Consider the following 13,650-nt stretch of genomic DNA (forward strand, 5'->3'; position numbering starts at 1 on the left):
AACAGACGGCAGTATCAACGCAGGTCCGGCCCGATGGTGACAATCTTTTTTGATCTCGACGGCACCCTTACGAACCCGAAGCCGGGGATCACGCGCTCGATCCAGTACGCGCTGGCGCGGCTGGACGTCGCGGTGCCGAGCGAGGACGAACTGACCTGGTGCATCGGGCCGCCGCTGCATGCCAGCCTGAAGAAGCTCACCGGAACCGACGAACTCGCCGACCGCGCATTGCTGCTCTATCGCGAGCGCTTCAGCGATATCGGCCTGTTCGAGAACGAGGCCTATGCCGGCATCGTGGACACGCTGACGACGCTTGCCGCGACCAACCAGCGCATGTTCGTCGCGACCAGCAAGCCCGCGGTCTACGCCACCCGCATCGTCGATCATTTCGGCCTGAAGCCGTATTTCGAGCGCGTGTTCGGCTCCGAGCTCGACGGCACGCGCGTCGACAAGCGCGACCTGCTGCGCTATGCGCTGGACGAGACGAAGGTCGATGCCGGGAGCGCGATCATGATCGGCGACCGCAGCCATGACGTGGTCGGCGCCCGCACCAACGGCATGACCGCGATCGGCGTGCTCTACGGCTATGGCAGCGAGGCCGAGCTGAAGGACGCCGGCGCGCATCACATCTGCGCCGCGCATCCCGAGCTGCTCGGCCATTGTGTGGCTTGACGTAGGCCGTCTTTTCGCGCGGCGACGATCAGCTCGCCGCCGCCGCGATGTCCGTAGGCTCGACGGTATCGGCCGGCAACGCGAACTGCTCGACGCGCTGGTACCGATTCTTGTTGAGGAGCAGCCGCGTCACGTCCGGGCGCGAATAATGCCCGGCCGGATCGGCAGCATTCTTGGCGACGCCGATGGCGCCGAGATCGATCTCGGCGATCAACAGTCCCTCCTGGTCCGGCGCGAGCTTGTCGCCTATCTGGCTGCCGTCGGGGCCGTAGATCGCGGCAAAGCCGCCGCCGGCATGGAGCAGCGCGTGCTTGTCCGGCCGGTCACAGAGCTCGTCGATCATCGCCTGCGACACCGTCGCGCAAGGCGCCAGCACGAAGCATGAGCCTTCCACCGCATAGACGCGCGAGGCGGCGTTGTTGACCTCGGCCCCGAGCGCCGGCGCGAAGGGATCGTAGAGCGAGAAGCTCGGCCAGGCCGCGACATGCACCTGCTCGTTCTGGGCGTACATCGCGTATTTCGACAGCGGCTGCAGATGCTCCCAGCAGCACAGCGCGCCGAGCCGGCCGATGTCGGGCCGCGCGTGCACGGCAAGGTCGCTGCCGTCGCCCTCGCCATAGACAGTGCGCTCGGCATGGGTCGGCCGCAGCTTCCGGCGTTTGGCGATGGTCTCGCCGTCGGGCCCGATCAGCCATTGCGCCAGATAGAGGCTGCCGCCGTCGCGCTCGGACAGGCCGATCACGGCGGTGAGCTTGGCCTTGCGCACGGCATCGCGCAGCCGTTCGGCCTGCGGGCTGTCATAGGCCAGCGAATTGTCGAAATAGCGCTGCACGAAGCCGCGGCCGATCGCCCAGGCCGGCGAGTCGATCCAGATATGCCAGGGATAGCCGGGAATGAAAGCCTCCGGGAAGGCGATCAGCTTGGCACCCTTCTCGGCGGCCTCCCTGATCAGCGCGACCGACTTGTCGATCGAGGCGTCGAGGTCGAGCCAGGCCGGCGCCGCCTGCACCACCGCCACCTTGTATTTCGGATGTTCGATGCCCATTCCCGCCTCCATTGCCGGTTGATCGGAAGCCATCTCCGATGCACTCTATTGGACCAAAGCGGGCGATCGAGCGCTCGACCGCGGCGGAACAAAAACTCGACCGGGTGGAATTCCTGCCGGGTACGGGATTTGCCTCCGGTCAGGCCGGGTCCGTCTATTGGCGGTTTTGCTGGACGGGAAAAGGAAGGCTTTCCAGATGCCAATCCAGTTCACGACGGACGGCAGCCCGGCCCATCGGCGGCTCGCGCTCTGGCAGGACATCGTCTGCGACGTCTTCGTCGGGCTCGACTGCAAGTCCGATCTCGGCAGCGCCTTTCGCGGCTCGGTCACGCAAGCTACGCTCGGCAAGGCCGTATGCTCCGAGGTTTGCTCCGATCGCCAGCATGTGTTCCGGACACCCTCCCGCATTGCGCGCTCGGATCAGGATTTCGTCCTGGTCGCGCTCGGCCATCGCGGCGACGGCGGCGTGGTGCAGGACGGCCGCGAGACCGTGATCCATCCCGGCGAGTTCGCCCTCTACGACACCACGCGCCCCTATGAGCTGACGTTCAACGATCCTTTCACGCAGTCCATCTTCAAGGTGCCGCGGGAGATGTTGCAGCGCCGGCTCGGCAGCACCGAGACGCTGACCGCGATGTCGTTCGGCGGCGACGCACCGCTCGAGCGGCTCGCCTATGATTTCATCTTCCGGCTTTGTCAGAGCGCCGACCGGCTCGCGTCCGACGGTGCCGCCGCATTGTCGGAGCAAGCCGTCGATCTGCTCGCGATGGCGCTGAGCGAACGGCTCGGAAAGACATCGCTGCCGTCCTCGACCCACCGCTCGGCCCTGCTCTACCGGTTGAAGACGCACATCCGCGCGCATCTCTCCGATCCCGACCTCTCGCTCGCGGAGACCGCCGGCGCGCTCGGCATCTCGCCGCGTTACGTCAACGATCTTCTCGCCGACGAGGACACCTCCTTCCAGCGCCATGTTCTTGCCGAACGCCTCGCCCGATGCCGGCGCGACCTCGCTTCGCCCGTGCTCGCCCATCGCCACATCAGCGAGGTCGCATTCGGCTGGGGCTTCAACGACCTCTCGCATTTCGGCCGCGTCTTCCGCGAGCATTTCGGAATGTCGCCGCGCGACTTCAGGCAGAGCCAGTTGCGGCACTGACACCCGTCAGCCATCACCTTAAGCCTTCGTCTCGGACGAAGGCAATGCTCGCCAAGTCCAGATTGTCTTGCCACCTCGCGTGCCTCAGGCTGGCACGCATGAGGACTCAGTCAACAATAAGCGGATCGGAACTACTGCTCAGCGTAATCGCGATCCGGCTCGCGGTGTTGGTCGTGGTAGGCTGGAGCCTGACGCTCTTGCCGCGGCAGGTTCACAACAGCGAAACTGCTTGCTTCCCCTCACCCTCGGCAAAGTTCGAGGCGCAAGCAACAGCGAAGTTGACCGGCTCGCGCCTCGCCGATACTGGGTTCGATGACATGCGCCTGCACGATTAGGGCGTGAGCGCATCGCTGGGAGACGCCACCCGGGCCTTCATTGCCTCACTCATGGGAAGCTGGAGGTTTTGTCCCTTGGGCGGGATCGGCGCCTCGAACCACTTGGCATACAGCTTGTCGAACGCACCGGATGCCATCTTCTCCTTGATCGCGGCATCGACCAGCGCCTTGAACTCCGGATCGTCCCTGCGGATCATCAGCCCGTAATAGGACGGCGCGTAGCTCGCCACCAACATGCGGAACGCCTTGGGATTGGACGCGTTTGCGACCAGCCCGGCGATCAGGATGTCGTCCTCGAACCACGCTGTCGCTCTTCCCGTTTCCAACATCAGCAGCGACTCGGCATGGTCCTTGGCCTGAACGATCATCACATTCAGCTTCTGATCGTCGATAACCTTCTTGGCAACCGCGAAATTCAGCGAGCCCTGCGTGATGACGACCGTCTGCCCGTCGAGGCCTTTCGGCTCAGTCACCCCCGAGGCGGCGGATACCAGCCAGCGCGGCGATGCCACATAGGTCGCAACGGAAAACGCGACCTGCTTCTGCCGCTCGGCGGTGTTGGTCGTGCTGCCGCACTCGACGTCGATCGTGCCGTTCTGAAGCAGTGGAATGCGGTTGGACGCATTCACCGGGACGTAGTCGATGCCCAGTTCCGGCCGCCGCAGCGCGATCCTGATCTTGTCGGCCACCGCTGAGCAAAGATCGAGTGAAAGCCCGGTGGGCTTCTGATCCGATCCAAGATAGGCGAATGGAATCGAAGCCTCGCGATAGCCGAGGGAGATCTTGCCGACCTCCTTGATCTTGTCGAGGGTCGGACTCGCGGCCTGCGCTGCCGGCATCTGGAACAGGGCGAGCGACGTGGCGGCAAGAACGAGCTTGGACGAATGTCTGCGGATCATGTCAGCCTCCGGACTGTGCTCAAGCGGCGGGGTTTCGCGACAGCTCGTCGAGGCTTTCCCGCAAGGCGCGATCCAGGATATCGACGGCGCGGTCGATCTCCTCGGACGAGACGGTGAGCGGCGGCGCGATACGCCATACCGATCCGCGTTCGGGCCGGCGGCGTATGTTCATGCTCAGCCCGTATTCGAAGCACTTCTTGGTCGTCAGCCCGCCGAGCTGATGAGCCGCGCGCCGGCTGTTGCGATCGGTGACGAGCTCGACGCCGAGCAGAAGGCCCATGCCCCTGATGTCGCCGATCTGCTCGTATTTCTGCTGGAGCCCTTCGAACCGCCCACGCAGATAGCTGCCCATGACGTTGGCGCGCTCGACGAGCTTCTCCTCGGTAATCACGCGGAGCACCGCGAGCCCGACCTCCGCCAGCAGCGGGTCGGAGACGTGACTGGTGTAGTAAGTGAAGTGATCGTCGTGCAGTTTTCTCTCGATCGCTTCGGTGGTCGAAACCGCCGCGAGTGGCAGCCCGCCGCCGAGCGTCTTCGACATTGTCATGATGTCGGGCACGACGCCGAAATATTCCGATCCTGTCTTCTTGCCGATGCGCCCAAACGCGGTCTGGGCCTCGTCGAAGATCAACAGCATGCCGCGTTCGTCGGCGGCCTTGCGTAGCGCTTCCATGAAGGCTTTCGGCGGCACCAGCACGCCGCCGGCGCTGATCACGGGCTCGGCAATGATCGCAGCCCCCCGGCCGCTCGACTGCATGTCGAACATTTTGAGCGCGAGCTCAAGATTGGCGAGCGCGGATTCTTCGTCGCTGCCCTTCGCGATATAGGGCCGATAGGCGTTCGGCTCGGGGATCACGAACACGCCGGGCGGCGGCACGCCATAGCCTTTGCGATCGCTCGCCATCGAGACCGAGGCCGCGCCGCCGGTGATGCCGTGCCAGGAGCCGCCGAGGACGAGCACCTCGTAGCCGCCGGTGTACATCTTGGCCATCCGAAGCGCGACTTCGGTCGCTTCCGAACCGGTGTTGATGAAGATCGAGCGCTTGAGGTCGCCGGGCAGCCAGTCCTTCGCCAGCACCTGGGCAAGCTCAGCGACGACTTCGGGTATCATCCCGCTGAAGAGATGGAAGGCCTTCTTACCCGCCCGCTCCACCGCCGCGACGATGGCGGGATGGTTGTGGCCGATCGTCGCGCACATCTGCCCCGAAGTGAAATCGAGATAGTCGCGCCCGTCGCTGTCGGTAACGATCGTCCCCTTCGCGGAGGTGAAGAGGTTCGGGAACACGTCTCCGCCGTACCGGACCAGAAATTCATCGGCGGCATGTTTCAGCGCTGAAGTCATGGGGGTCTCCTCGGGCAAGCGGCATCCGCCGCACGGCTCCGCGGCGCGGCGATGCGGAGTCCGCTCACCGGTCTCGGGTCGGGTTTCGGGCACGAAGCTGTTGCGTCGGGGCGTTCGCGGTACGAAACTTGCCCGTGCAACAGGGAAATTCGTACCGGGCAGGCATGATGGGCGCCAGTTCAAAAAACTCAGCAGCCGATGAGCTGGAGTCAACGGAGCGGTCGCGAATGCCGCCGCTCAAGGCACTGTCAGCGTTCGAGGCAGCCTCGCGTCACGGCAGCTTCAGCCGCGCCGCCGAGGAGCTCGGGGTCACGCCCTCGGCAATCAGCCACCACATCCAGAAGCTCGAAGACTTCCTTGGCGTTCGCGTGTTCTCGCGACATGCCGGCCGCGTGGTGCTGACCAATGCCGGTCGGCTCTATGCCGGCGAAATCGAGCGCGCGTTCGGCACGATCATGGGCGCGACGCGGCTGGTAGCGCCGCAATCGCAGCGCAATCATTTGTTCATTGCGAGCGGCCCGAGCTTTGCCGCCAAATGGCTTCAGCCGCGGATCGGCAATTTCATCGGCCAGCATCCGGAGATCGGGATCAGACTGTCGACAATCGCCGACTTACGCGACCTCGAAACCATCCGCTTCGATCTCGCCATTGCCTATGGGCGCCCGCCGGTTGTGAACGACAGGCAGATCGAGCCGCTGCTCGCCGAGCGCTTGCGGCCGCTCTGTAGCCCACGGTTGATCGAACAGCTCAATCTGCGCGAACCCGCCGATCTCGCCCGCGCCACGCTGATCCATTCCTCCAACGCGCTGACCTGGACCGACTATCTGCGCAAGGTCACCGGCGCGAGCATCAAGCCGCGCCATGAATTGTGGTTCGACCGCTCCACCATGGCCATCGACGCGGCGGTCGAAGGTCTCGGCGTCGTGCTGGAGAGCGAAATTCTCGCCGCCGAGGAGCTCGACAAGGGCACGCTCGTTGCGCCGTTCCACCAGCCCGAATTCGAAGTGGAGACGATCTCCTACTATCTCGTGCGATCTGCCGAGGCGAAGGGGCGCAGCCATGTCGGCGCGTTCGAGGCCTGGCTGCGCGCAAAGATCTCGGCAGCGAACTTGCAGACGACAAGCGTGGCCTAGCAAATACGAACCGCGCAAAGCAGAGCCGCCATGTGCACGCGCAATGGTGCGAGGTGCCCGCTTGCGCTAGCTTCGGCACCAAGGCCGCACCGATCAACCGGCGGCCAGCCGAGGAGCATATCGATGGAATACCGACGCTTGGGCCGGTCAGGCCTCATGGTGCCCGCTCTCAGCCTTGGCACCGGCACCTTCGGCGGCGTCGGCCGCCTCGCTGCGTGGGGGACCACGGACGCGACCGAAGCGCGGCGCCTCTTGGACATCTGCCTGGAAGCCGGCGTGTCGATGTTCGACACCGCGGATGTCTATTCGCTCGGCGAATCCGAGCGCGTGCTCGGCGAAGCCATCAAGGGCCGCCGCGACAAGGTGCTGATCTCGACCAAGGCCACCTTCCGCTTCGGCGACGGCCCCAACGACATCGGCTCGTCGCGGCAGCATCTGCTCGCCGCCATCGACGGTTCGCTGCGCCGGCTCGGCACGGACTACATCGATCTGTTCCAGCTCCATGGCTTCGACGCCTTCACGCCGCCCGAAGAGGTGCTGTCAACGCTCGACGTGCTCGTGCGCGCCGGCAAGATCCGCTATGTCGGCGTTTCGAATTTCTCGGGCTGGCACCTGATGAAGTCGCTCGCACTTGCCGACAAGCACGGCTTTCCGCGCTACGTAGCCAACCAGACCTATTATTCATTGATCGGGCGCGACTACGAATGGGAGCTGATGCCGCTCGGCCTCGACCAGGGCCTGGGCGCGGTGGTCTGGTCGCCGCTCGGCTGGGGGCGCCTCACCGGCAAGATCCGCCGGGGGCAGCCGAAGCCCGAGGTGAGCCGCCTGCCCAAGACCGCCGATTTCGGCCCGCCCGTGCCCGACGAGCACGTCTATCGCGTCGTCGAGGCGATCGACGAGGTGGCGAAGGAAACGGGAAAGAGCGTGTCGCAGATCGCGCTGAACTGGCTGCTGCAGCGTCCCACGGTGTCGACGCTGATCATCGGCGCGCGCAACGAGACGCAGCTCCGCGAAAATCTCGGCGCGGTCGGCTGGTCGCTGACCAAGGACCAGGTCGCAAAGCTCGACGCGGCGAGCAAGGTGACGCTGCCCTATCCCTATTGGCACCAGAGGACGACGTTCACCGACCGCAACCCGCCGGCGGTGTAGAACGCTTGAGCTGCATCAAGCGCGCTGGCGTCGGCCGTGACACAGTGCGGCCGTTGCGAGGCCACGATGCGTCGATTCGCCATGAAGGCTCTATTCACGGCCCTCAGTCTGAGCCGCGCCGCACCGGCATTGCTGGCCGTTGGCGTTCTGTGGAGCACCGTGAGTCAAGCCCTGGACGCTGACCAGCGGCGCGCGGAAGCATTGCTGCAGCGGATGTGCGCGGAGTGCCATGCGGTCGGCAGGACGGGCGCGAGCCCACATGCCTTGGCACCGCCTTTCCGGAAGCTGGGTGAGAACAAGCTCTATGACCCCGGTTTCACGCAGCGCCTCCAGGACGGCTACAGCAGCATTCACCGCGCCATGCCGACGGCCCGATTCGGCCGCGACGACGCCGAGGCCGTGGTAAGCTACCTCAGGGCGATTCAGGAGCCGCGGAAGCCGAAATAGGAGCCGAAGCGGCTGCCGCTATGGCTGGAACCATCCCGGGTCGGACCAAGTTGCGGACCAGCAACCGCATCTCAACCGAACGCGCTTCACGATGTCGTCCACCACGATCGAGCATATCGACGGCCTGCCGCAGCCGCAGCGCAACCAGGCGGTGCTGACGATTGCGCTCGGCATCATCATGGCGGTGGTCGACAGCGCCATCGCCAATGTCGCGCTGCCGACAATCGCGGCCGACTTGGACGCGAGTCCTTCCTTCTCGATCTGGATCGTCAACGGCTACCAGCTCGCGATCACGATCTCGCTGCTGCCGCTGGCCTCGCTCGGCGAGATCGTCGGCTATCGCCGCGTCTATCTGGTGGGGCTGGTGTTGTTCACGCTGGCGTCCGCCTTCTGCGCGCTGGCGCATACGCTGCCGCTGCTGACGGTGGCGCGCATCATCCAGGGCTTCGGCGCCGCGGGCATCATGAGCGTCAATGCGGCGCTGGTGCGCTTCACCTATCCGCGCAATCTGCTCGGCCGCGGCATCGGGCTCAACGCGCTCGTCGTCGCCTTCTCCGCTGCGATCGGCCCGACGCTCGCCGCGGGCATCCTCGCGGTCGGAAGCTGGCCCTGGCTGTTCGCCATCAACGTGCCGCTCGGCGCGGTGACGCTGCTGATCGGCTTGCGCAGCCTGCCGCACACCAGGCCGGCCGGCCGTTCCTTCGACTGGCAGAGCGCGGGGCTATCTGCGATCACGTTCGGCGTCGGCATCGCGGCGATCGACAGCGTCGGTCATGGCGAGGCCGCGATCACCTGCCTGATCGAGTTCGCCGTCGCCATCGTCGCCGGCGCGCTGTTGATCTGGCGCGAAACCCACATGACCTCGCCGCTGCTGCCGGTCGATCTGTTGCGCATCCCGGTGTTCGCGCTGTCGATCGCGACGTCGATCGCCTCGTTCTGCGGGCAGATGCTCGCCTTCGTCGCGATCCCCTTCTACCTCCAGAGCCGCTTCGGCTATTCGGCGGTGCATATGGGGCTCTTGATCACGCCATGGCCGATCGCGCTGGCGTTCGCGGCGCCGCTCGCCGGCCGGCTGGTGGAGCGTTATCCGGCCGGCCTGCTCGGCGGCATCGGGCTCACGCTGTTCGCCTGCGGCCTTGCCGCGCTCGCCTTGTTGCCGGCGGCCCCGACGCCGTTCGACGTGATCTGGCGCATGGCGCTGGCGGGCGCCGGCTTCGGCCTGTTCCAGACCCCCAACAACCGCACCATGATCGCCGCCGCCCCGCGCGAGCGCGCCGGCGGCGCCAGCGGCATGCTGGGGACGGCGCGCCTGCTCGGCCAGACCACCGGCGCAGCGCTGGTGGCCCTGCTGCTCGGCCGCTATCCGGTCGACGGCACCAGGCTGGCCCTCCTCGCCGGCGTCGGATTTGCACTCTGCGGCGCGGTCCTGAGCATGCTGCGGTTGTCCCCGGCCGGCGCGCGCGGCGCCGAGCACGTCCGCGTGCAGGACGATCAGCGCTTGCGCGGCGACTGACGGCGTCCACCTTCCGGTCCCTGCCATTCCCGTGCACAACCCCTGCGTGACTTAACTATCCGGACCAATGACCCATTGCCCTCACGCTCCGGTTGCGCTTGATAGACGCGGGGAATATGGGGCAGTTCATGCGTTTATTGGGAATTGTGGCGCTCGGCGTCATGCTGGGCGGCTGCGCGTCTGTCACGCGCGGCACGACCGAGAACATCAGCATTTCATCGACACCTTCGGGCGTGGAAGCCGTCGTGAGCGGAATGGAGGTTCCGACCACCTGCACGACGCCCTGCTCAGTGGTCGTCAAGCGGAACGCCGACCTTTCGATCACCTTCCAGAAGGAAGGCTATGAACCGCAGATCGTGCCGCTCAGCCGGGACATACCGACGTCGGGGGCCGCCGGCTTCGCCGGCAATCTCCTGCTCGGCGGCGTCGTCGGCATGGGCGTCGATGCCGCGACGGGGGCGGCAACCGATCACAAGCCCAATCCGGTCATCGTGACGATGCAGCCGTCGACCCCTGCCCGCGGCGCACGGCCAGCCGGCCCCCGCAAGCCGCGTCCGCCGGCGGCGACGCCCGAAGCCGGAACGTAAGGGCCGCACATCGCTTCAGAAACAAAAAGGCCGGCTTTTCCAGCCGGCCTTTCGATTCATGATGCGCCGGATCAAGCCTTGACCAGCGGGCCCTTCGAGATCGGCCCCTTCGAGCCGCCGGGACCGCCCGGCTTGGACTTGCCCGGCGGGCGCTTGCGGGCGCCGGGCAGCTTCTCGTGCTTCGGCGTGACCGGGCCCTCGACGAATTCGAAGCCGATCTTCTCCTTGGTCTCGTCGGCCTCGTCCTTGACCAGAACGACGCGGACGTGACCGCCGCCCTTGAGCTTGCCGAACAGCACCTCGTCGGCCAGCGGCTTCTTGATGTGCTCCTGGATCACGCGGGCCATGGGCCGCGCGCCCATCTGCTCGTCGTAACCATGCTGGACCAGCCAGGCCTTGGCGGGCTCGGACAGTTCGATGGTGACGTCGCGGTCGCCGAGCTGCGCTTCGAGCTGAAGCACGAACTTCTCGACCACCGTGCCGATCACCTCGACGCTGAGATGGCCGAACGAGACGATGGCGTCGAGACGGTTGCGGAATTCCGGCGCGAACTGCCGGTTGATCGCCTCGTGGTCGTCGCCTTCCCGCTTCGAGCGCGTGAAGCCGAACGCCTGCTTGGCGAGATCGGACGCACCCGCGTTCGTGGTCATGATCAGGATCACGTTGCGGAAGTTGACCTGCTTGCCGTTGTGGTCGGTGAGCCGGCCGTGATCCATGATCTGGAGCAGCACGTTGTAGAGATCGGGATGCGCCTTCTCGATCTCGTCGAGCAGCACCACGCAATGCGGATGCTGGTCGACGCCGTCGGTCAGGAGGCCGCCCTGGTCGAAGCCGACATAGCCGGGAGGCGCGCCGATCAGGCGCGACACGGTGTGCCGCTCCATGTATTCGGACATGTCGAAGCGCAGCAGCTCGACGCCGAGGCTCGCCGCGAGCTGCTTGGCGACTTCGGTCTTGCCGACACCGGTCGGACCCGAGAACAGGTAACAGCCGATCGGCTTCTCCGGCTCGCGCAAGCCGGCCCGCGCCAGCTTGATCGAAGCGGCGAGCGACTCGATCGCCTTGTCCTGGCCGAACACGGTGCGCTTCAGCGTCTGCTCGAGATGCTTGAGCACCTCGGCATCGTCCTTCGACACGCTCTTCGGCGGGATCCGCGCCATCGAGGCGATCGTGGTCTCGATCTCCTTGATGCCGATGGTCTTCTTGCGCTTGTTCTCGGCAACCAGCATCTGCGCCGCACCGGACTCGTCGATCACGTCGATCGCCTTGTCGGGCAGCTTGCGGTCGTGGATGTAGCGCGAGGAGAGCTGAACGGCAGCTTCGATCGCCTCATTGGTGTACTTCAGCCGGTGATAGTCCTCGAAGTACGGCTTGAGACCCTTGAGGATCGCGATCGCGTCCTCGACCGTCGGCTCGTTGATGTCGATCTTCTGGAAGCGCCGCACCAGCGCGCGGTCCTTCTCGAAGTGCTGGCGATATTCCTTGTAGGTGGTCGAGCCCATGCAGCGGATCGTGCCCGAGGCGAGCGCGGGCTTGAGCAGGTTCGAGGCATCCATCGCCCCGCCCGACGTCGCACCCGCACCGATCACGGTGTGGATTTCGTCGATGAACAGGATGGCGTTGGGATGCGCCTCGAGCTCCTTCAGCACCTGCTTCAGGCGCTCCTCGAAATCGCCGCGATAGCGCGTGCCCGCGAGCAGCGTGCCCATGTCCAGCGAGAACACCGTGGCCGCCGCCAGCACCTCCGGCACTTCGCTGTCGACGATGCGCTTGGCGAGGCCTTCGGCGATCGCGGTCTTGCCGACGCCGGCTTCGCCGACGAACAGCGGGTTGTTCTTCTGCCGGCGGCACAGCACCTGGATCGCGCGGTTGATCTCGGAATTGCGTCCGATCACCGGATCGATCTTGCCGTCGCGCGCCTTCTTGTTGAGGTTGACGCAATAGGTCTCGAGCGCCTCGCCCTTCTTCTTGGCGTCCTCGCTGCCCTTGGCCTCGGTCTCCTCGTCGACGCCGCGAACCGGGCGCGCCTCGGAGACACCCGGCCGCTTGGCAATGCCGTGGCTGATGTAGTTGACGGCGTCATAGCGCGTCATGTCCTGCTCCTGCAGGAAGTACGCGGCATGGCTCTCGCGCTCGGCAAAGATCGCGATCAGCACGTTGGCGCCGGTCACCTCTTCACGACCGGAGGACTGCACGTGGATGACCGCGCGCTGGATCACGCGCTGGAAACCGGCGGTCGGCTTGGCGTCGTCGGCGCCATCGGTCACCAGGTTCTCGAATTCGGTCTCAAGATAGTTGACGAGGCTCGTACGGAGCTTGTCGAGATCGACGCTACAGGCGCGCATGACGGCGGCTGCATCGGAGTCGTCGATCAGGGAGAGCAAGAGATGCTCGAGCGTCGCGTATTGGTGATGACGCTCGTTTGCGATCGCCAGCGCACGATGCAGGGATTGTTCAAGGCTTTGGGAAAAAGTCGGCATTCGCGTCCTCTATGGCCCCCACCATCATGGTCGTGATCGCCCGGTCAGGCAACAACAACCTTTGTCACATATAGTTATACAAGACCGCGGCGAAAGACCGGTTCCGCGACTCGGCGACTCCACACTTGAGGTATTTTCGATGCAAATCCCGTTCCGATTGGGCGGGAGCGGCGCCGGCGCGGAATTCCGTAGTCTTGCCGACTGCGGCACACCTCGTGTGCACCGGCGTCACGCAACGCTCACACGGCGACCGACACAAGGGCCGGCGTCAGACGCACCGTCTACTTCTTTTCCATCACGCATTGCAGCGGATGCTGGTGCTTGCGGGCGAAATCCATCACCTGCGTCACCTTGGTCTCGGCGATCTCGTAGGTGAACACGCCGCACTCCCCGATGCCGTGATGATGGACGTGAAGCATGATCTTGGTCGCGGCCTCGATATCCTTGTTGAAGAACTTCTCCAGCACATGGACGACGAATTCCATCGGCGTGTAGTCGTCGTTCAGGATCAGCACGCGGTAGAGGTTCGGCCGTTTGGTCTTGGGCTTGACCTTGGTAATGACCGACGTGTTCGGACCCGACGGGCTGCCCGAACGGTTCTCGTCATTGCTCATGCGAGGAGCGGAGGCAGCGGCTGGCGCGGACAGGTCGAGTCTGGAAGTCAATTGCGGCATGGCTCAGGCGTTCAAATTCCCCACGGAAGCGAATGGCGGTCACCGCGCGACCCCGCCCTTCGGAGCCTGGCGCAGGCGCGCCGCCTTGTTGGATCGCCGCTCCCGACAGATCCGGTCCAAGCCGGATCGTTCGCCAGCAATATGGGCCTCCCCCCGGCTCGCCGCAAGCGTGCAAAGGTCCGGCCGATGGCCGCGGCAGTCCCGATTCCCGGTCCGGGCGA

At 65.3% G+C, this 13,650-nt stretch carries 12 protein-coding genes; 7 read left to right on the forward strand and 5 right to left on the reverse strand.

Annotation, left to right across the window (positions count from 1 at the left end; genetic code table 11):
- Window positions 1–33: 33 nt before the first annotated feature.
- Window positions 34–672 carry an HAD family hydrolase gene (locus E4K64_RS12090; protein ID WP_135163707.1) on the forward strand — a complete coding sequence of 213 codons (639 nt, stop codon included), beginning with the start codon at window positions 34–36 and terminating at the stop codon, window positions 670–672.
- A gap of 28 nt (window positions 673–700) precedes the next feature.
- Here the strand turns inward: E4K64_RS12090 and E4K64_RS12095 are convergent, their stop codons facing one another.
- The gene (locus E4K64_RS12095) at window positions 701–1,717 is read right to left on the reverse strand and encodes a carbon-nitrogen hydrolase family protein (protein WP_135163708.1); all 1,017 of its coding nucleotides are present in this window, start codon (window positions 1,715–1,717) and stop codon (window positions 701–703) included.
- Window positions 1,718–1,913: 196 nt separating this feature from the next.
- Here E4K64_RS12095 and E4K64_RS12100 point away from each other — a divergent pair, with 196 nt between their 5' ends.
- Window positions 1,914–2,870 carry an AraC-like ligand-binding domain-containing protein gene (locus E4K64_RS12100; RefSeq protein WP_135163709.1) on the forward strand — a complete coding sequence of 319 codons (957 nt, stop codon included), beginning with the start codon at window positions 1,914–1,916 and terminating at the stop codon, window positions 2,868–2,870.
- 331 nt (window positions 2,871–3,201) lie between these two features.
- Here the strand turns inward: E4K64_RS12100 and E4K64_RS12110 are convergent, their stop codons facing one another.
- Both E4K64_RS12110 and E4K64_RS12115 read right to left on the reverse strand, forming a co-directional pair.
- Complete coding sequence (locus E4K64_RS12110) at window positions 3,202–4,104, reverse strand: amino acid ABC transporter substrate-binding protein (protein WP_135163710.1); 903 nt, start codon at window positions 4,102–4,104, stop codon at window positions 3,202–3,204.
- Window positions 4,105–4,123: 19 nt separating this feature from the next.
- Window positions 4,124–5,446 (reverse strand): aspartate aminotransferase family protein, encoded by a 1,323-nt coding sequence (locus E4K64_RS12115; RefSeq protein ID WP_135163711.1) that lies wholly within the window; start codon window positions 5,444–5,446, stop codon window positions 4,124–4,126.
- Between the two features lie 227 nt (window positions 5,447–5,673).
- Here E4K64_RS12115 and gcvA point away from each other — a divergent pair, with 227 nt between their 5' ends.
- The 5 genes from gcvA to E4K64_RS12140 all read left to right on the forward strand — a co-directional run bounded on the left by gcvA (window position 5,674) and on the right by E4K64_RS12140 (window position 10,275).
- On the forward strand, window positions 5,674–6,579 hold the full coding sequence (gene gcvA / locus E4K64_RS12120) for a transcriptional regulator GcvA (protein WP_126258618.1): 906 nt from the start codon (window positions 5,674–5,676) through the stop codon (window positions 6,577–6,579).
- Between the two features lie 123 nt (window positions 6,580–6,702).
- Window positions 6,703–7,728 carry an aldo/keto reductase gene (locus E4K64_RS12125; RefSeq protein ID WP_167771962.1) on the forward strand — a complete coding sequence of 342 codons (1,026 nt, stop codon included), beginning with the start codon at window positions 6,703–6,705 and terminating at the stop codon, window positions 7,726–7,728.
- A gap of 66 nt (window positions 7,729–7,794) precedes the next feature.
- Window positions 7,795–8,175, forward strand: a complete 381-nt coding sequence (locus tag E4K64_RS12130) for a c-type cytochrome (RefSeq protein ID WP_235884657.1) — start codon at window positions 7,795–7,797, stop codon at window positions 8,173–8,175.
- Window positions 8,176–8,266: 91 nt separating this feature from the next.
- Window positions 8,267–9,688, forward strand: a complete 1,422-nt coding sequence (locus E4K64_RS12135) for an MFS transporter (RefSeq protein ID WP_135163713.1) — start codon at window positions 8,267–8,269, stop codon at window positions 9,686–9,688.
- A gap of 128 nt (window positions 9,689–9,816) precedes the next feature.
- Window positions 9,817–10,275 carry a PEGA domain-containing protein gene (locus E4K64_RS12140; protein ID WP_135163714.1) on the forward strand — a complete coding sequence of 153 codons (459 nt, stop codon included), beginning with the start codon at window positions 9,817–9,819 and terminating at the stop codon, window positions 10,273–10,275.
- Between the two features lie 71 nt (window positions 10,276–10,346).
- Here the strand turns inward: E4K64_RS12140 and clpA are convergent, their stop codons facing one another.
- Both clpA and clpS read right to left on the reverse strand, forming a co-directional pair.
- The gene (gene clpA, locus E4K64_RS12145) at window positions 10,347–12,755 is read right to left on the reverse strand and encodes an ATP-dependent Clp protease ATP-binding subunit ClpA (protein ID WP_135163715.1); all 2,409 of its coding nucleotides are present in this window, start codon (window positions 12,753–12,755) and stop codon (window positions 10,347–10,349) included.
- Window positions 12,756–13,036: 281 nt separating this feature from the next.
- The gene (gene clpS, locus E4K64_RS12150) at window positions 13,037–13,369 is read right to left on the reverse strand and encodes an ATP-dependent Clp protease adapter ClpS (RefSeq protein ID WP_164718725.1); all 333 of its coding nucleotides are present in this window, start codon (window positions 13,367–13,369) and stop codon (window positions 13,037–13,039) included.
- Window positions 13,370–13,650 lie beyond the last annotated feature (281 nt).

Source organism: Bradyrhizobium frederickii, from assembly GCF_004570865.1.
Taxonomy (GTDB): domain Bacteria; phylum Pseudomonadota; class Alphaproteobacteria; order Rhizobiales; family Xanthobacteraceae; genus Bradyrhizobium; species Bradyrhizobium frederickii.